At 66.3% G+C, this 18,842-nt stretch carries 7 protein-coding genes; all 7 read right to left on the bottom strand.

Annotated elements, in window-relative coordinates; all coding sequences use genetic code 11:
* Window positions 1-243 precede the first annotated feature (243 nt).
* The 7 genes from O7631_RS17580 to O7631_RS17550 all read right to left on the bottom strand — a co-directional run bounded on the left by O7631_RS17580 (window position 244) and on the right by O7631_RS17550 (window position 18,618).
* Entirely contained in the window at window positions 244-2,364 is a 2,121-nt protein-coding gene (locus tag O7631_RS17580) for a DEAD/DEAH box helicase (RefSeq protein ID WP_278145173.1), read from the bottom strand.
* On the bottom strand, window positions 2,361-3,668 hold the full coding sequence (brxD, locus tag O7631_RS17575) for a BREX system ATP-binding protein BrxD (protein ID WP_278145172.1): 1,308 nt from the start codon (window positions 3,666-3,668) through the stop codon (window positions 2,361-2,363). Before brxD ends, O7631_RS17580 begins: the two co-directional genes overlap by 4 nt.
* Complete coding sequence (pglZ, locus tag O7631_RS17570) at window positions 3,665-6,430, bottom strand: BREX-2 system phosphatase PglZ (RefSeq protein ID WP_278145171.1); 2,766 nt, start codon at window positions 6,428-6,430, stop codon at window positions 3,665-3,667. Before pglZ ends, brxD begins: the two co-directional genes overlap by 4 nt.
* On the bottom strand, window positions 6,427-10,173 hold the full coding sequence (locus O7631_RS17565; protein WP_278145170.1) for a hypothetical protein: 3,747 nt from the start codon (window positions 10,171-10,173) through the stop codon (window positions 6,427-6,429). Before O7631_RS17565 ends, pglZ begins: the two co-directional genes overlap by 4 nt.
* Window positions 10,174-10,204: 31 nt before the next feature.
* On the bottom strand, window positions 10,205-13,762 hold the full coding sequence (gene pglX, locus O7631_RS17560) for a BREX-2 system adenine-specific DNA-methyltransferase PglX (protein ID WP_278145169.1): 3,558 nt from the start codon (window positions 13,760-13,762) through the stop codon (window positions 10,205-10,207).
* A 2-nt stretch (window positions 13,763-13,764) separates the two neighbouring features.
* Complete coding sequence (gene pglW, locus O7631_RS17555; RefSeq protein ID WP_278145168.1) at window positions 13,765-17,982, bottom strand: BREX system serine/threonine kinase PglW; 4,218 nt, start codon at window positions 17,980-17,982, stop codon at window positions 13,765-13,767.
* 432 nt (window positions 17,983-18,414) lie between these two features.
* Window positions 18,415-18,618 carry a hypothetical protein gene (locus O7631_RS17550; protein WP_204000645.1) on the bottom strand — a complete coding sequence of 68 codons (204 nt, stop codon included), beginning with the start codon at window positions 18,616-18,618 and terminating at the stop codon, window positions 18,415-18,417.
* Between the last annotated feature and the right edge of the window lie 224 nt (window positions 18,619-18,842).

Below are 18,842 nucleotides of genomic sequence, written 5' to 3'. Positions count from 1 at the left end.
GCAACCGGGCCAAGCCACCGGATATTTCTTCGCGATCAGCCAGGGTCGCCATTGCACGCACGGCGAAACAACCTGTCCCACCGAGCCAGCAAGATCAAAAGCTGCGACCGGTGAACCCCTGTCCAGCGCTTCCTCCGAACGGATTTGGGTCAGCACGTTGGAGGGCCGGAGCGTCGTGTCGGAGGTCCCCATCAAGGGTGAGACTGGGGAGCGCGTCAGGCAGCAGACTGACACACTGCCCGGCTACGTCTGAACGAACCGCGTCGGCTCCTGCAGGACGGCGGTTGCGCCATCGAGGTCGGCGAGGCGAGACGCCAACGTCGCCAACGCAAGCCGCTCCGGTAGCGCTTCGCTGAACTTGAGTCCGTCGAGAGCCTTCTTGTTGACCTCGGGTAAGCACAGACGCTGGTCTGCGTCGGCTATGAGTTTCCGCCATTCGTCCCGAGTGAGATTCGCCCGCAGGCGGATCTGGCAGTCATCGAAGCGTTGGACAGGGTCGACCACCTCAGTCAACGTGGCCGCCAAGGTCGCGTTCGCACGGAAACCGGCCCAGGTCCACCACCGCAGGTCATCGCCGTGCCGATCACGAAGGATGACGTTGCCACCCGGATGCACCAGCGCGGATCGCTCTTCCCGCTCTTGGGTGAGGCGCTTGGCTGCTCGCTGTGTGAGCTTTACCGGGGGGTCAGCGCCGAGAAGCACCTCGCGCATGGCGCGGCTCAGCTCGAATCCGAGGCCTGCCCAGCCCCCGGTCGTCCAGCGAGCCTTTCCGCCGTTTTCGGCGGGTTCGACGAAGCAGCGGCGGCGCCGCCAGTCGATGTAGGTGACCCGCCAACTTCGCCCGTTGAGTAGCAGTCGACGGTCGCCCTGCACCTCCTCTGTGAGCAGCGCGGGGTCGACGCGGCCCAGTTCGTCGCGGCCTACCAGGACGGTGAACTCGGGTGCTCCGACGAATACTGCTGTCATGCCCATGAAGTGTCGGTGCCCGAAGCGCCGTTCGGCTTCGGGGCCGATGTAAAGCATGTCGCTGTCGCTGTCGAGGTAGCCCTGATCGATCAGATGGCGAATGATCGGGGTGGCGCCGCGGCCGAAGGGGTCGAGACCGTTCCACCACTGCGGCCAGTTCTGATCGCCCACTCGGTGTTCTTGCAGGCAGAGCGCGAGCATCTGTTGGGCGACGATGTGCCGTGGCTCGGGCGGGGCGACGACTGGCTCGACCCATCCGCGGCCCCAGAGCGCCAGCAGGGCCGCTGCCTCCAGTAGGGCGTCGCCGCTGCGGGTGAGAAAGAGGCAGTTGCGGATGCTGCCGGGCCGCCGGCCTGTACGCCCGAGTCGTTGCAGGAATGACGCCACGGTCGAGGGGGCGTCGATCTGAATGACGCGATCAAGGTCACCGACGTCGATTCCCAGTTCGAGTGTGCTGGTCGAAACGATGACGCAGTCACGCGCCTCGGCGAACGCCTCTTCCGAGCGTCTTCTCTCGTCGGCAGACAGCGAGGCGTGTGACAGGAAGGTGGTGATGCCGCGCTCCCGCAGGAGACTCCCGAGCTGTTCTACGGCCTGGCGGGACTCGCAGAAGACCAGCCGTTTCTCACCGGAGTGCAGCCCGGCGAGCACGGTGGCAGCATTTTGCAGGGAGCCGACGAAGTCAAGTTCGATCTCGCCCGGCGGAGGTGTCGCCGCAGTCGCTGTCGCGGCGACCTGCAGGTCAGGAGCGATGACACGTCCGGTCCGAACACCCGCGCCGGAGCCCTGCAGCCAGGTCAGCAGGCGATCCGGATTGCCCACGGTTGCCGAGAGCCCGATCCGCTGAACGGGCCGGCCGATCAGGTGGGTCAGACGTTCCAGGACAGCGAGGAGATGCCAGCCACGGTCGTCGCCGGCAAAGGCGTGCACCTCGTCGACGACAACGGTCTTAAGGCCGGCGAAGAACGCACGATGGTCGACGTTGCGGCTGACCAGCATCGACTCCAGGGATTCCGGTGTGGTCAGAAGTACGTCCGGGCGGGCGGCCAGGATGGCCCGCCGTCGCGACGCGGTGACGTCGCCATGCCAGAGCGCGGCTCGCCGCCCTAGCCAGTCGGCGTAGCGTTCCCAGCGCGGCAGCAGATTGTTGAGTAGGGCTTTGAGCGGGCAGAGGTAGAGCACTGAGGTTCCGGACCAGCCCTCGGCTGCCATCCGGGACAACAGCGGAAACGCTGCCGCTTCGGTTTTGCCCCCAGCGGTCGGGGCGAGGAGGAGCGTGTCCTCGCCAGCCAGAAGCGGCTCCACAGCAGCTTCCTGCAGGGGTCGCAGACCCGGCCATTGCAGGGAATTGACGATGTGGTGCAGCAGGACGGGATGGAGCAGGTCGGCGGCAGTCACACGTCTAGTGTGATGTCGTCGGCGCTTGCGGCGTTGCGTTCCACGTCGGTCATCTCCGCTGCCGACATGGTCGGCGCGTAGTGCTGCCTGGGGTCGAAGTCCGGGAACTGGTCGACGCGGTCGAGGACATCGCCCACCAGCTTCTTCAGGTACAGGCGCGGCACAATGCCGACCTTTCCACCCAGGCCCCCGGCAACGGCACGAGCCAGCTGGTCAAGATACGCGTCGTCGACCAGAGTCCGTATCCGGTCGGGAGCAGTTGATCCGTCGGCGTAGAGGTCCCGAACGCGGGCGCCTAGCTCGACCAGGGACTCGATAGTGAAGCCCGGCAGGCGAATCTGCACGGCCCTGGGGTTGTCGAATCTCGGGTCCGTGGCGAAGTCGACGGCAAGCCGTTGCGCCAGCGGCGCGAGCCGCTGCACACCCTGCTGCCCGTCGTAGAACGCCGGTGTGCCGGTGATGACGAGATGCAGCCCGGGGAAGCGGCCGGAGTGAACCTCGTCGATCAGCTGTCGCAGGGCGTTGAGTGCCTTGTCCCGGACGTCGCCACGGACCCGTTGCAGCGTCTCGACCTCATCGAGAACAAGGACCAATCCCGGATGACCGGCGTCCCGCAGGACGGTGAGTAGCCCCTGAAGGAAGGCCATGGCGCCGAAATGGTCGAGCTCGCCGCGGATCCCGGCGGCTCGTTTCGCCGACGCCGAGACCTGTGGCTGTCCGGCCATCCATGCGGCCAGACCATCGGCGACGACGGTGTCGCCCGAGCTCAACGCCGCCCGGTAACCGCGCAACGCCAGTGCGAAGAGCGAAGAGTGCTTGCTGACCTGGGCGAGCCGCTGTTCGAGGAGCCGATCAACCGCCGCGCCCACGTCTGCCTCCGCAGCGGGATCAGCTTCGAGCGCATCGGCTTCCAGCGTGAACAGCCAGGAGTCAAGAACAGCGCGGAACGCGCTGGGTGGTATCGACGCCGTCCGCATGGACTCGGTGATGCGCCGGTACACGGTCTCCAGCCGGTGCAACGGCGTCTGGGTCTCAGAGATCTGCACCTCGGCCGCAGCAAACCCGCGGCGAAGAGCCCGCTCGGCCAGATGTCGGGTGAAGAATGTCTTGCCGGCGCCGTATTCGCCCCGCACCGCCTTGAACACGGCGCCACCAGACCTGACCGTATCGAGTTCACCGTCAAGAGCGGCAGAGAATCGGTCGAGGCCGACCGCGAGCAGGTCGAGTCCGCTCTCCGGGACGGTCCCACGGCGAAGCGCGTCGATCACCTCGCGTCGGCGCCGCTGGGAGACGTCCAGCGTCACGAGGGCACCTCGAACTGCTCGGTGAGGAGCGTGACGTCGAGCGTGACCGTGCCGGTGGCTGGGTCGGCGGCCAGAACGGCGTACCCCTCGATGTTGAGCAGTTGCTGGACCTGCGTCAGCGCACCCCGAAGCCGGGTCTGTGCCACTCCTAGGGCTTGAGCTGCGAGGGTGGGTGCCAGCCGGTTGGCAGCCGCCCCCACCAAGGCGTCGATGATGCTCGCGATCTGATCGTCGGTGACGATGAGCCGGCCGGTGATCTTCCGCTGTGCCTTGTAGACGGAGCTGGTCACGATGGCACGGCCGAGTGTCACCGCCGGTTGCTCGGTGGCCTGTGGGCCCAGGTCGAACAGGGTCGGGCTGTCCTGTCGGACTCCGCGGCTCTTGGTGGTCGCGGCCTTCTGGGCAGGCGGCTCGGCAGGCCGCCGCGGAGCGGGGACGGAGGTTAGCCACCAGGCGGGTTCCTGCGGCAGCAGCAGTTCCAGGCCGGCCCGGTTACGGGTCTCATCAGGTACGAGGACGACGACCGGGACGACGACCTCTGCTGCGCTCGCTCCCCCGTGGTAGCCGGCTTTCAGGGGTCCGTACCTGAGAGTCTCGTCGACGGCCAGGACGGCTCGGTGGCCGTCGGTGAGGACGCGAGGGCCGCTGACCTCAATCTCGTCGTCCTGGACGGGAGCAGTCGCCGGGCGAGACCGGGCACTGGAAATATCCGGGTACGAACGTTGCGAGCCTTGACGGCGCTCGACAATGTGACCGTGGTCGGAGGTTACGACGACCGTCCGCCCTGCTGCGGCAGCCCGCGCTAGCAGCGGTTCAAGGTGTTTGACAGCGTCAGCGGTCCAAACCGTTCCCGCGGGGTCGCTGCGGTCAAGTGCGTCGTCGATCGTGTTCAGGACAACGGTCACCAGCGACAGCTCGATGTCATCGATGGCACCGCCGACATCCGGGCTGACCGACCAGCCCGCTGCCGTCGTATCCACTGCCTTTTTGTGGAAGAGCCGTGCCGTGATCTTTCCGCCTTTGGCGGTGATCTCGGCGTACCCGTGCTGTTCTTCGGACTGCTGCCCGCGGGTGAGGCGGCCGGTGAGCAACGAGGCACGGCTCACCTCGGTGATTGACGGCAGCGCCGCAAGCGCTGCGGACCTTCGGCGGTTGCCGGCTCCTGGCAGGGCAGCCTCGAGCCAGCCGAGGCGTGTGGTCGCGTCGGACAGGATCTCCGTTGCGACGGCGGTGCTCATGCCGTCGAGGACGAGCAGCAACACGGGGGTCTTCCGGGCGAGCGGAATGACGCAGCCTGGCAGCAGTTGCTCCAGGTACCAGATGGTGCCCGGGTCGGCGGGCACGCCGCGGCCGGCAGGGATTGGCGCTGAGGCGAGCGCCCGGGCGAAGCGACGTTCCTGTGCGCGGCGTCGCTTCTGCGCGGCCGTGACGACGGCGTGGAGTGCGCTTGACAAGCTCGGATCGTCAACGCCGCCGAATGCGTCGTTAATCGCCGCGTCAGCCCACGCCGCGCTGTCGAGGTACTGGCGCACGAGAGCGCCGAGCGCAGCGGCATCCGAGGCGGCGCCGGACGGTGGATCAACGTCCGCGAGCCAGCGGACGAGTCGTACCGCGGCCTCGAAGGGAGCGCGCAGTGGCGTTGTCGCTTCGAGCCGGTGCGTCTGAACTGCTGCCCAGGCGGTCTCGACGGTGTTTGTGTTGTCGACATGGCCGGGTGAAACGATTGCCCGGCGCAGTGCGTCGGCAAGCGCGACAAATCGCGCTCGCAATCCGCTGGCGAGAAGTTCTGAGTAGCGGGCCAGCGGCTCGGCTTGGAGCTGCGTGAGAATTACGTCGGCCCGGTCGAGGGAGCGCGCGACATCGTCGTCGGCGCGCCGATCGTGAATCAGGTCGGACAACAGTGTGTCCGCTGCTTGTCCGAGAGCGGCCAACGCGACCGGCGAAGGGCGGGGATCGCCCCACCGCGGTTCGAGCCGGACCAGAGCAAGTTGGGCCTGATGCGCTGCCGGCGCGTCATATCGGTCAGCGATCAGCAAGCGGAGGACCAGACCGAGCGGTACGACGTCGGCGAGTTCGCCGCGAGACAGTAGTGCACGGATCGGGCCTGCCGCCGAGCCCGCCCGTTGGGCGATCCAGTCAAGCGTGGTGTCGGCGAGCAGGTCTCCGACGCTTCGTCGCAAGGCGCCGAGGGAGGCGACGCTCTGTGCAGAGATCGACCAGCGGAGGACGCCGAGGACGTCGGCGGTATCCGTATCGAAGCCGAGGTGGGTTGCGGCCACGGCGCCGAGCGCGTGGGTGCGGGTGAGTACTCCGGCCGGGGCTGCAGGCCAGCCCGCCTGCGGGGTTGCAGCGACCAACGCGGTGGCCAGCTCTCGGTTGTCCGGTCGGCTGGTCAGGGCAGGGTCGATCCCGGTGGCAGCGAATCGAGTCCGCACTGCCTCCCACGGGTCAGGGCTGCGTAAGCGCTGCCAGATGAAGTGGGCGAGGATACCGGCGCCGAGGTCGCCATCGTCACGGTCGGTGACGACGACGAGCCAGTCGCCGTCTCGGTGGTCACCGAGCAGCTCCCGGGCTGCCAGCGCCGACTCGGCCGCTCGAACCCGCACGGTCTGGCCCTGATGTTGGAGATCGGCGGTGATAGCTCGGTCAGGGACGCCACGGATGCCGATGACGCCGCTGCCGTAGTTCTTGGCGCGGGCCTCGTCAACGATGGCGAGCACCATCGATGCGCTCACCCGCGTTGTGGCCACGGCGACGGTCACGGCAGCACTCGCCACGTCACCTCGACGGTGACGTCGGAGTTGTCGTTCAGGAAGGTTTGCAGCCGGTCCATGATTTCTGTGTTCTCCGCTCCGCCTGCCCGGCTGGAACTCCCGGCCTTGAGGCCCGGCACCACCGGCGGCTTCGGCTTGGGCTCAGGACCCGGCGGGGGCGCGGCGCTTCCCGCCAACCACCTGAAGATCCCGTCCTCGCAGGAGGCAAGCGCCCGTCCGATCGGGACTGGCAACTCGTCCTGCTCCAGAGCGGCGCGCAGGCCGTTGACGACGGCAGCAGCATCCGCGGCGCGGCTTCCCTCGCCGTCCATAGCTGCGCGAAGCGGGTCGAGCCGGTGCCAAGAAAACGCAATGAGCGCCTTTTCAACAGCGTCCGCCGAAGCCAGCGATTTACCCGCGGCAACTGGAGTCGCTCCGCCGAGATCCGCCTTCGCCAACACCTGGACGAGCTTGACGCCGTCCAGATGACGCAGTTGCTGCATCAGCGCGGAACAGGCTTTGGCGGTCCTCAGCCGGCTACCGTCTGAAATCTCCGCACGTCGATACGCCGTCTCGATCGCTCCCACCAACCCTGGCGCTGTCTTCGACAGTTCCGCTGCCTTGGTGACGACCTGCCCGACGAAATCGGCCACAGCGGGCGCGGTGAGATACGCCCCGGCCGTGATGCCGAGCATCGCGCCGGCCACGGTTCGCGCCGCCTCCCAATCACCGGCGGCCGGCAGTTCCTGGGTACGCAGCTCCATCACCGGGTTGAGCGAGCCAGGCTCCGGTGCAACCGGTAGCGCCATCTCTTGTTGGAACCAAGCCCGCTGCCGCAGCGCCGCCCAAGCGATGACAACCAGGTCGGCGACCTCGTCCCGCAGGCCATGGGCGGGCGAGACGTCCCGGATCCAGCGCCGCAGCTCCGCCACGGTCACCGGACCGTCGGCGGGCTTGCCCTGTTCCTGCGCCCGTCGGCCGAGTGCTCGTTCGATCTCCTGACCCCACGGAGTGAACCGATCGTCGCCGAAGAGGTAGTGCATCTCCGTGGCCTTGCCGACGCCGAGCGGCTCCGCGATCCGTCGTACCACGGCGGCATCGGCCTGAAGCTCGACGCGCTTCTCGCTGTCCGCCGCGGTCTGTGCCACGTACCGAGCGACGACTTTGAGGTCGCGGACTTTGACCTCCACATCACCGGGCTCGAACAACGGATGCGCGGGGTAGAGGGCCTTGAATGCCTGGTCGAGCAGGTTGTTGAAGGCCTGACCGAGCGTGGCACCGACCGGATTTGCCGGGGCGAAGCGCCGTTCGAAGGAGAACAGCGTCCGCTCGTGCGACGCGTCTTCGAGGAGGACGCCTGGGCGCGGTGATGCGGCGCCGTATGCCTGCTGCACCGCGTCCTCAAGGCTGCGCCGCAGCGTGTTGCGCTGGGACTCCAGGATCGACCGGGCCAAGGCACGGTCAGCCTCGTTGAGGTGGTCGGCATGGCCTTGCCAGCGTTCGATGCTGCCGTCGAGCAGCCAGTTGAGGATGACCAGACGCCGCAGCTCGCGAACTTTATCATTCGACAGGAATCGCGGCAGCCACACAAGGGTGCGCTCCTGCACGCCCCGCGCCACCATCTCGTCCAGCCGCTGCAGGTCTTCGACGGTGGAGTGGCCCGGGTCGTCGAACGGATGGTCGATGACAATCCGCCAGGTATCAGGCGCAGCGCGGAAATGGTCGTCGGACAGCCAACTGCGGTCGCGGACGTTGCCGAAGAGCACATCGACCTTGCGCTGCGAGCCACGCCAGACGAAGTCGTACGGGTAGGCGCCCTGCAGGTCCTGGGACGCCAGAGTGACGCCGAGACTGTCGCTGACAAGGTCCTTCAACAACTCACGGCGTCGGCCCTCGTTGTCCTCAGCCTTGGCCCGCTCCACAATCGACTCGTAGTCGACGTCGGACAGCTGCACCCGAATCGTCGGGTTGCGGTCATCGCCGTCGAGGTGAATCTCCGGGATATCCCGGGCCCAGGTACGCACCTTGGACAACACCACCGCCGCCTCACCGCCCGGCAGCGGCGACACGATCGACCCGTGGTTGAGCGACGCGAGCCGGGCCGCGGTCAACGCCATCAGGGCCGGCACCCTTGGGGCGACGGCCGACAGCAAGAGAGTCTTGGCCAGACGGTCATCGGTACGGAAGCCGGGCGGAACCTTCTCCGGCTCCTCCCGCAGCGTCCGCTCGTCGATGCTGTGGATACCGAGCAGCAGCGGTCGCAACTTGTCCGTGTACAGCTTGTTGGCCGACCGGAAAAGCGCGGCCGCCTCAGCGTCCAACGCCTGCCCGGTCTGCCCCTGAACGACGAGGTCGAACGAGTCGCCGACCGGAATGATCTGGTCGATGGTCAGGGTCTCGCGCCGGTCGACGAGCATCTGCTGCATCACCTTGAGCGCGGTCCGCTCGCGCTGCATGACGCTGGCCAGGCTACGCAGCGTGGACACCAGGGCCGGCGAGAACGGGTAGGTGAGGCGGAATGCTTTCTCGTCGGACCCGCGATGCCGCTCGTCGGTATTCACGCCATCGAGAAGCACATCCCAGACGGCAGGGCGGCGGTCAATTGTCCCGAAAGCGCCTTCGAGGACCGCGGCAGCCTCAGCGTTCCGGGGCTGCAGGAGACGCCGATTCGCGACGTACGGAAGGTTGTCGTCGCCCAGCGGGATGACTCCGAACCGGCCCTCCTGGTGACGGAAAGCGCGATCCAGCGCGTCCTGCTCTGCACCGCTGGCGCCGGAGTCGGCGAACCAGCGCCGCAGGTCCATCTGCCGGGCCACGAACGAGATGAGCGGGATGGGCCGCCCGCCGATGGACGACTCGACCAGCTTGGTGAGCTTCTGTGACTCCCGGCGGAAAAACTCGCGGTCCTGCACCGAGAACGCCAGCCACAGGACCAGCTCGTCGAGGAACAGCACCACGGCGTCGTAGTTGAGGCTCTTGGCGTGCACCGAGATTGCCGCCAACCCGGTGTCCAGGTCGACGTACTCCGCTTGCTGCGTATACGAGCGGAAGTACGTGTCGACCAGGGCCGACACCAACTTCTGTCGGCTGGGACTCGCAGCCGAAGCCGCGCGCGCCTCGGCGTAACGAACCGCATCCCACTGCCCCTTACCCAGGACAGCAGCCCAGGGGTCGGCCGCGCCGCCGCTCTCGCCGTTTGCATCACCGTTGAGGCCGGCGAAGAACTGCTGGTCACCGAGTTGGGCTCGGTAACGCTCGGCGTCTTCGAGAAGAGCGTCGGACTTGTGTACCGCGGGCAGCGGCGCACCGGGATGGCGTTCGGCGATCTGGCGTATGTACCCCTGAAAGAGGGCTTCCTCCATCGTCCGCGCGCCGAGCAGGTGGAAGGCGAGCGGCAGGATCTTCCGGTCGCCCAGAACCGGATCGTGGCGCGCCACTACGGGCTGAAGCTCAGACTTGGAGCGGGCGGCGGGCTCGTGTTGGAGAAGGGCATGCAGCACCGCCATGAAGTGCGACTTACCCGAACCGAACGAGCCGGTAAGGAAGGAACCACGGCTCGTACCGGAAGTGATGCCCTCGGCCACTAGCCCCATCGCCGTGTCGAATGCCTCGACCAGCGCATCGGTGACGACGTATTCATCGAGCGTGCGCTCGACCGCGCTGTGCCCTACCGAGTCGGTCAGACGCAGAACGTAGTCCTCCGCGCCAGCGCGCTCAGGAATGCTGATGACGTCGCGCAGCGGGGTGTTCACGCCTTCTCCTCAATCTGCATCGTCATGGCTTTCACGACCTCGGTCGGCGTCCTCGACTGGTGGCCGGCGGCCTCCAGGCACCAAGCTGCTCGACGGTCATGCCCACCTGGTGAGCGCGACCGCGCAGCTGCTCTTCCAGGTAGTCCGCCAGGTTGAGCTGGTAGGTGGGGTCGGTCTCGTCGTGCCACTGCCGCACCCAGGGCTGAAGCTCCGCGAGGCCCGCGACCAGGGGAACAAGCTTGTCGTCAGCCCAACCTTCGGCCTCCCGCTCGGCGATGACCGCGTTCAGGGCCAGGGCCTGCTGAGCGTGATCCCAGCCGGCCCAGCCGAGCAACTGGGTTGGGTCGGTCTCGCGACCGGCGTCCGGGTAAAGGATGAATCGTTCCTTGGGAACGTCGAGCTTGCCCCGGTGCTGCCACCACGGCTGCTTGCGGAAGTCCGCGGTCGTGTACTTCGGCGGCACCGGTATCTGGCCGACCTTCTCACCCTTGTCCGCGCGGCGCTGCAGATCCCAGGTATGTTCCCACGCTTCACGCTTGCGAAGTCCAGATTCCTTGAGCCGGTGCGCGGCCAGGAATGGCACGCTTTCCGTTTCCAGCAGCGTGGAGAGTTGCTGGGTGACCGATCGGTCCTTACGACCGTCCCAGAGCTGCAGGACGGGGACGAAGTCGGAGTCGCGGGTCACGGCATCGGCGAGCTGAGCGACCGATCGTACGGTTGGCCGACCTTGCCGGTCGAACCAGTACGATTGTGCCTCCAAGCGGTCGAGCAGCCACCGCCGTAAGGTCCGCTCAACCCGCTTCCCCCACGGCTCGCTGGTCCACCTCCGCTTGTACTCAGGACGCTCAAGCAGGTTGATAAACCTGTTTGACTCAATCAGGTCGAGTCGCCGCTGCACCAGCTCTCGATACTCTTGCGACCAATGTGCGGGTAGCTCAATTAGCGGCTCGGCGGCGTGCCGGGTGAACCATTCAGCAGACTCCCCATCTCGCATCACCCTTCGGGCGAGCGCAATCTCGAATGCGCGTTCTCCGAAGCGGATTCCTGGACTGAGGCCCTCCGGAGACGTCAAATCATCCGCGACAAGCCCATACGAAAGATATACTCGCCAGTCCAACTCCTCCTGGTCAGAGATCATTCGCATGCGCAGCTCGTCGAACTCAGTCTCGGCATCGGATATTGCATCGAGCGATGGTGTGGAATCTTCGGCCGTTAGGGATTCGAAGAGGGTGGCCGCCTTCTGCGCAGCTCCGTCGAGCAAACGAGCCTCCGCCAAGGGCAGACTCGACGGGAGTGGAAAGTCCTTCAGGGTCGTCCCGGTGAACTCGTAGAATCGCTCCCAGTCCGACGAGGTAAATCCTCCGCCCTCACCCCGGATTCCTTTATCGTGGCTGTTCTGCTTTAGCCAGAAGCAGGCCGTCGAGGAGTTCAGCACTCCGAGTAGCGCAAGGTGATCGTCCTCCGTCGCCCCCTCCGGCAACTTGATCACCGGCGCCGACTGCTTGAAGACCTTCCCGCCCCGATCCAGCACGAAATGGTTATGCGTCGCCACAAAGGCAAAGGTGATGGTCAACGGGGTTGAATAACGTGAGGCCACCAATCGGTACCAACTCCACCACGGTGCGCCTGAGTCAGACTTTGTCTCACCGCCAAATCCAATAGTTGAACTCAACGTTGCCCGGAACGGCCACAAGCGGCGTGCCCATCCCTCATTTGGCGTGAGATCCAACAGATGGAAGCTTGAGTCATAGGGGAAGAGTGCATGGACCCCCTCTCGCACATCCCAGTCTCTGACTACGTCTCCCGTGACCACCTTGCGGACCAAGTTGGGGCCGCACGAACGAGTCAGCTCGGCTCGAGTGCTGAAAAAGCAATCATCAGAGCCCGGAAAACTGGCAAATCCGATCTTGCCGGACAATCGCGAGTCAAGCCTTCGTTGCGCTCTCTCAATGTTGAGAAGCAACGCCGAAGCGGCACCTCCGCTAAGACTCCATGGATGGCGCGCCAGCACTTGTCGTGGAAGGCTAGCAATTGAGATGTAGTCGTCTTCGTCGTACTCAAGACGCTCTAGGTTGTTGATAATTGATGTCCAGACCAGGCCTTTGGCTGGATCAGCGGGTTGCCCGGGCTCGCCACGAACACCCAAGACCGCTTTTACAGCGTCTCCGGTGGGCGCCTGGGGTCGTCCGACTAGGATGACCGTTGGGGTGCCATGTCCGGGGATGTAAGCGCCAGATGTGTCGACAACGAGCCTCAGATCATGCTTGACGAGAAATTCCTCGACCAGACGGGATCCGAACTCGCGTTTCATGAAAGAGTTCGACGTGATCTGACCAACCCATCCTGCAGGATGGTCACCAGCGGCCTCCTTGGCCAGTTGGAAAAACCGCTCCATGAAAGGGATCGTCAGCGCGTACGTTCCTTTGCAAGTCGGGTACCGCTCGCGATACGCTGCGCTGAGCTTCTTATCCTTGACCGTAACGTATGGCGGATTTCCAACCACGACATCGTACTTGCCTGGGTCGAGAATTGACCGGAGGACTGCGAGGTCCTCCGTCGCGTAAGCAAACCCATTCAAGCCCGAGTCGTAGTCCTCCATTCCCGGAAGGTCCAGGGCCAGCTGCGGTCGCCCATGCAGCAACGAGTCGCCGGCCGCAAGGTGGAACTCGAATGCGGGTGCCTCTTCGAGGGATGTCAGGCTGGCTGCTTGGACCGCTCCGACCATGAGCCTGAAGCGCGCGATTCCGACGGCGAAGGGATTGAGGTCGACGCCGTGGAGGGCGTCGAGGGCCTTCTGTACCCGCGCCTGCACCTCTAGTCCCGGCGCGGCCGCCGCCCAGCGATCGTTGAGCCGGGCGAAGGCGCCGAGGAGGAAGTGACCCGACCCGCAGGTGGGGTCGATGAGCTTGAAGCCTTCGAGTGGCCGTTCGGCAAGTGCCGGCCCCATCGTCTGGTCGAGGATGAACTCCTCCACGAAGTCCGGCGTCTGGAGCAGCGCGAACGTCTTCTTGGCGTAGTCGGAAAGATCCTGGTAGAGGTCACCGAGGAACCGAGTCGACAGGTCGGAATCGGTGAGGTCCCAGACGAGGTCGCCTTCGGCGGTGCGCTCACGCCAGAAGGCAATGAGCCGCTTGGCGGCCTGACCCGACGGAGAGACCGTCCACAGCGGCGAGTGCGACTCGACCAGATCCCGAGTTGCCTTCGCGTTTCGCAGGTATTCGACCGCCTGGAGCACCCACTCCCGGTCGGTGTCTTCAGGGTGGGCGCGGAAGTAGGCAAGTTCTGCATCCAACGCTTCCTGCCGGCGGTCGGCGGGTCCGGCGATCCAAACCGGCTTGAGCAGGCGATTGTCCTCGCAGAACCGCACAAAGACTGTGGTCAGCACCCAGGCTACGGCTGCCTGCGTCACTCGGTCATCGCGCCACTCCTGCCACGACATGGCCGTCCGCTCGCGGCCTACGGCGATACGCCATTCGGTGTCCCACGCCTTGAACACTTCCGGCTGCGAGGCGACGCGGTCGCGAAGGTCGTCCTCTAGATCGAGGACCACCTTCTTGAGCGCTGCCGTCAACCCCGTTGAGACCGCCATTGCTACTGCTCCTTCTCGGCGGCTGCGCTCAGAGCAGCCGCGCTGTCGATCCACTCGTTGTCGAGGTTGACGAACTGGTTGGGCGCGGCGAGCGGCACCGGCCGGCCGTCGACCACCGGGCCGTGGTTGCCGTTGAGCTGCGGTACCAGCAGCCAGACCGCGCGGCGGCGCGGCGCGGCCAGGTCGGTCCAGCGGGTCAGCAGCGCCATGTTGTCATAGCGCGCCAGCGGCGACGCGTCCGTGAGCAGCACCGGCGAGTCCTCGCGTCCCGCCGTGAGCGCCCGCTCGACGGCGGCCTCGACCTCGGGCCAGGATCTGCGAACCAGCTCTTCCAAACCGCGGCGGGGGCGACTCGACTCCCGTTCGGCGTCGGCGGCACGCACCAGGTCCCAAGGCATGTTGGCGGCCTCGGACACCGAGCGCAGCGCGTCCAGCAACGCTCCGGTCAGGTCGACCGTCGTCGCCCCGTATCGGGTCTGGGCGGCATCGATCAGCCGACCGAGACGATCGGCGCGGGCGCCGAGCGCGAGGAACGAGCGGCTGCCGATCGAGGTTTCCAGCCTGGCACCCAGCGCGCCCGTGGTGCCTACTGGGGATGTGGTCGTCGCGAGACTGGTCGCCGACCGGGAATCCAGCCCGGTTGTTGCGGCGCCGGTGTGGAGGGCCCGGTAGACCCGGAGCCGATCGTCGAACGTCAAGCCGAGCCCTGCGTCTGCGATCAGGCTGTCGAGCGCTGGCCTTCGCGGCAGTTCCGGCGCTGCGGGGAACCGGACCCGTACTCGTTCGCGGATCTCGTCCGGGGTGAGCTGCTGTCCGCCGAAGTCCGCGAATGTTTGGGCCAGGGCCGCGACGGCGGTGAGATCGCGGTGGTGTAGGTCGCCAGCGCCTGAGGCAGCTGCGTGGGTCGATGCGGCGGCGGCCAGAATCATCCGACGCAACGGGTCGGCGAGGGCCGTCGGCCATCCGCTCTCAGTGGGGACGGCTGCTTCGAGGCGTGCTTGCGCGCGTTGGGCCGGAATGACGGCGTTCGCGGGGTCGCCGGTTGCTTTGACCAGTTGGTCCGCTTCCGCTGCGAGTGACTCGGCGACATCGCACAGCGCCTGATCCTCGGCCAGCAGCGTGACCACTCCCCCGCGCCGGCGTACCCAGAGGGGCGGCTGCGAGCCGTCGGCCTTGTTCATCGCCTTGCGACGTTCCAACGCGAAGCGGAGCAGGCCACGAGCCAACCGCTCGTCCGGATGCGTTCCGGGCCGCAGCGTGTCGACCACCGTACGAGTCAGCTCGGCGACCGTTGCGACCGAGCCGAGTTCGGTGAGGCGGACCGAGACGGCCTCAGCCAAGCGGTCGAGCAGCGCCCGCGCATCACGGTCCCCGGCCCACCGCTCTTGCAGGGTTCCGAGCAGCGTCGTGATGCGCGACTGTTGCACCGGCTCGTCGAGGTTCGCTCCAAGCTGAGCGTGCGTCGCAAAGGCATCGAGCGCCGTGTCGAATCCCAAGATCAAGCGGACGACTCCGCCGCGTGACGGCGAGCGAGGTGTGGCGACAACGCGGAGCAACAGATCGGCGGCATCTGTGGGAGTCAGCTCCGGACCGCTACGTTCGGTCGTGCGGATCTCAGCCCCGAGCCGAGCGCGCCACTCCTTGATACGCGAGGTGATCTGCAAACGAGTTGCGTTCGCGACGCCCTGTAGGCGAGACAGCTGCACCGGGTCGACGGTCAGCAACTCGCCGACTGTCTGAACGGCATAGGGTTCCAGTGCCGACAAGGCGCGAGCCGTCAGCCCGGACTCACGAAGCGGCGTGGTCAGTGCCGCTTGAGCTGCCAGCTCGTCGTAGGACTCGTCCGGCTCGGTCGTGGCATCATGAGCAAAGATCGTCAGCCACGCGGCCCGCATCCCTTCCGCGGTGTGGTGCCGGGCGCTGGCATCGCTGGCCAGCGCCTTGCGGAAGAAGTCGACCAGGTCGCCAGCCAGCGTGGTGTCGAACATCTCCGGCCGGATCGTCGCCTCGTCCTGGATGCTCCCCGGGTCGCCTTCGCCGTCCCCGTACACAGGCGTGCTGCCGGTCGCCATCTCGAAGAGAACCACGGCCGCGGCATACCGTTCCGCGGCGGAGTCGTACCGGTCCCGCTTGCCGGTGAGGAACGGGTCGAGGTACGGCGGGGTGCCGGCCTGGAGAGCGGAGGCCGCGGCCCGGGTCAGCGAGAAGTCGAAGAGGATCAAATGCTTGGTGCGATCGCTGCGGCTTTCCCGTACACCCAGGTTGGAAGGCTTGATGTCTCGGTGGTCGATCCCGGCCTTGTCCAGCGTAACGAGGCTGTCGAGCAGGTCAATTCCGTATCGTTCAAGTAGGTCGATTGACAGACGGGTACGCGCCCGCAGCGCGGTCGTAAGAGTCTCCGGACCGGCACTTTCGAGTAGAAGGGCACGCCGGCCGCCGACGACGATCGGTCCTTCGAGGACTTTCACGATGCGGGGGGCGTCGAGGCGACGCAGCACCTCCGCCTCATCGTCGAGCCGGGTTGCGGCAGTGTCGTCGAGGGCCACTTTCAGGACACACTCGCCGTTTCCGTCGATGTGCAGATCCTGCACGAGCAGACCCACAGCCGTCGAGCCCTGCCCGAGGCGCCGGATCAGCCGGAAGCGTCCATCAAGGACCGCACCTGGTGTCGCCTCGAGCGGATCGGTCTCATCGCTTGAGGTCGCGGAGTCACGCTCGGCCGCGGCGAGCTGCGACAGGAAAGTCGCGACGTCGGCCGTCCGCCGGCTGGGCGCCGGATCAGTTGCTTTGAGGACGAGCGAACGCAACGTCGACGGGACCTGAGGCAGCTCGATCGCCAGGTCAAGGCCGTGCTGGTCACGCAGTCGTTGCTTGAGAGCGCTCCGGGTGGGTGCCGGCGCTCTCCCGGTGATCAGGTAGAAGGCGAGTGTCCCCAGGCCGAAAACATCGAGCCGGATACGATCGGCGTCCGCGCTCCACGCCCCTTCAGGGGCGCTGAACACCTCGGCCGCTCCCGGTCCGTGATTCGCGAGGGCCGCGTCGACCAGCGAGGTCACCCCGTGAAGCGAAGAATTGCCGACCGAGGCGTTCCGGACGCTTCCGGCGCCCTGCCAGTCACCGACCCGCACCTTGACATCGCTCTGGGTGCCGGTAACCGGACGCACCCACACCGCAGGCGGAATCAGCCCGCGGTGTACGACTCGGTTGTTGTGGGCGTACTGCAGTGCCTCGCCGATCTGGCGAATCATCGACAACTGCGTTGCCAGCGGCACACCCTGATCCTGGCCGGCCAGCCATAGGTCGAGGCGCTGCCACTGCTGGTCATAGGGGTAGACGAGCCCAATGCCGAGTTCGGATTCGACCAAGTCACGCGGGCGCAGCAGCCCGTCGTGCTGCAACCGAGACATGATGCGGAACTCATGCTCCGCGATCTGCCGGGCCGACGCCCGCTCCTGCTGGCCGGCGGCCGGTGGGAGGACTCGGAACCGGATCCGGGCACGGTCCTGCTGGACCACCCGGTGGTAGGCGAGCCAGTCCTGCCAGCCCTCGTCAGAGTCGATGGCCTGGTCCTCAATGACCCAGGACCCCGCCTCACGCTCCCGGCGTTGTACGAGGCCGATGCGTTCAAGCAGCTTAACCAGGATGTGTTCCTGGTTCGGGCCGATCGCCCGCCGCCCCGCGGGTTCGAGCACCAGTTCAGATATGCCGGCTAGGTTGCTTCGGGAGCTGTGGTCATCCAGGCCGTAGAGGTTGATAGCGCTGGATGAACTGAGGACGCAGCGCAGGTCGGGGTGGTGCAGGAACACCGCCTCCTGCACGAACGGGATGACGTCTCGCTCGTCGGGAATCTGAACGTTCTGCTCCTGCGCCCACAGACGCAACTCGTCCTTCAGCTTGCTCGCAAAAAACTGCGCTTTGCGCCGGGTCAGCTTGAGCGGAGAATCTTCGGGGCGCCGACCGTCGCGGGCCCAACGCTGATCATCGCCGCGGAGGGTGCCAGAGTAGTACTTGAGCTCGATGAGGTGGAGTTGTTTGCGACCGAGCAGAAGTAGGTCCACCTCGTGCCATCGACCCCGCGAATCGCGGAACTCGAAGTTCGACCAGGCGCGAAACGGCGTCTCGTTGGGCATGATCGCGCGGACCAGTGCCAACCCTTCGGCTTCGTGCGGAAACTGCGAGGGCGAGACCTCGATCCACCGGTCTTGCCCAGCCTCTGCCACCGTTCACCCTCCGCACCGCGCCTGGTTCGTCCCCGAACCTACTGCCCCGGGCCGCAGGAGCATACCCGGTCAGTAGCGGGTGGCCATCGTCTCCGCTCCGCAAGTTGGCGCCCTACGAGGGAGATGTACATCCGCGGGAATCGTGTTGGCTGATTGGTCAGAGGCTTTAAGACGGATGGGGTGTTGACGGCCGAGCTAGCCGGCTCAAGCCGCTCCTAAAGACGTAGAGCCTGCTCGGGTGGCGGAGCCGGGTGCTCGAATTCGAACGGTGTCGGCGCGTACGGGCGATTTACGGATATCGCCGCCGAGCGGGGCCTGTCCGAATCCAGTGCCGAGCGCCTCAGCACATCCGCGAAGGGCCCACCACGCGAGCGCGGCTGGACCGGCATCGCCCAGCGGCTCGCGGGCGACTCAGGCTGCGGATTCGAAATCTCAGGACCGGTCGGGCGAGGAGGTGAGGAACGCCGCTATCGCCAGCAGGAGGAGCACGGTGCCGGTGAAGCCGGCGGCCCCGGTGAAGATCCCGGCGACCGGATCTCGCGAGCTCATCCCCGTCAGCAGTCCGGCGGCCGCGCCCACCATGAGGCTGAAGACGATGATCACCGCGAGCCAGAGGGGGCGCGTCGGAGGAGTCATTGCCGATCCGTCCTTTCGTGGCCTCCGGCTGTTCCCGGATGCTTGTCGGGCACCGGTGCACGTCCGTGCCTGTCGAAGGCGAATGGCGTGCGACGGAGGGGAAGCTGTGGGGGTAGAGTAGCCAGTGTTCTAACACGAGTCAAAAATTTAGGAGGCGAGTCTCAGCGTGTCGACCGCGGAGCTATCCACCCCACTGCGCCGGCTCGTACGGCTTGTCCAAGAGG

The sequence above is a fragment of the Micromonospora sp. WMMD967 genome (assembly GCF_029626165.1).
GTDB lineage: Bacteria > Actinomycetota > Actinomycetes > Mycobacteriales > Micromonosporaceae > Micromonospora > Micromonospora taraxaci.
The sequence above is the reverse complement of the archived record's forward strand: the minus strand, read 5'-3'. Positions and strand labels throughout refer to the sequence as shown.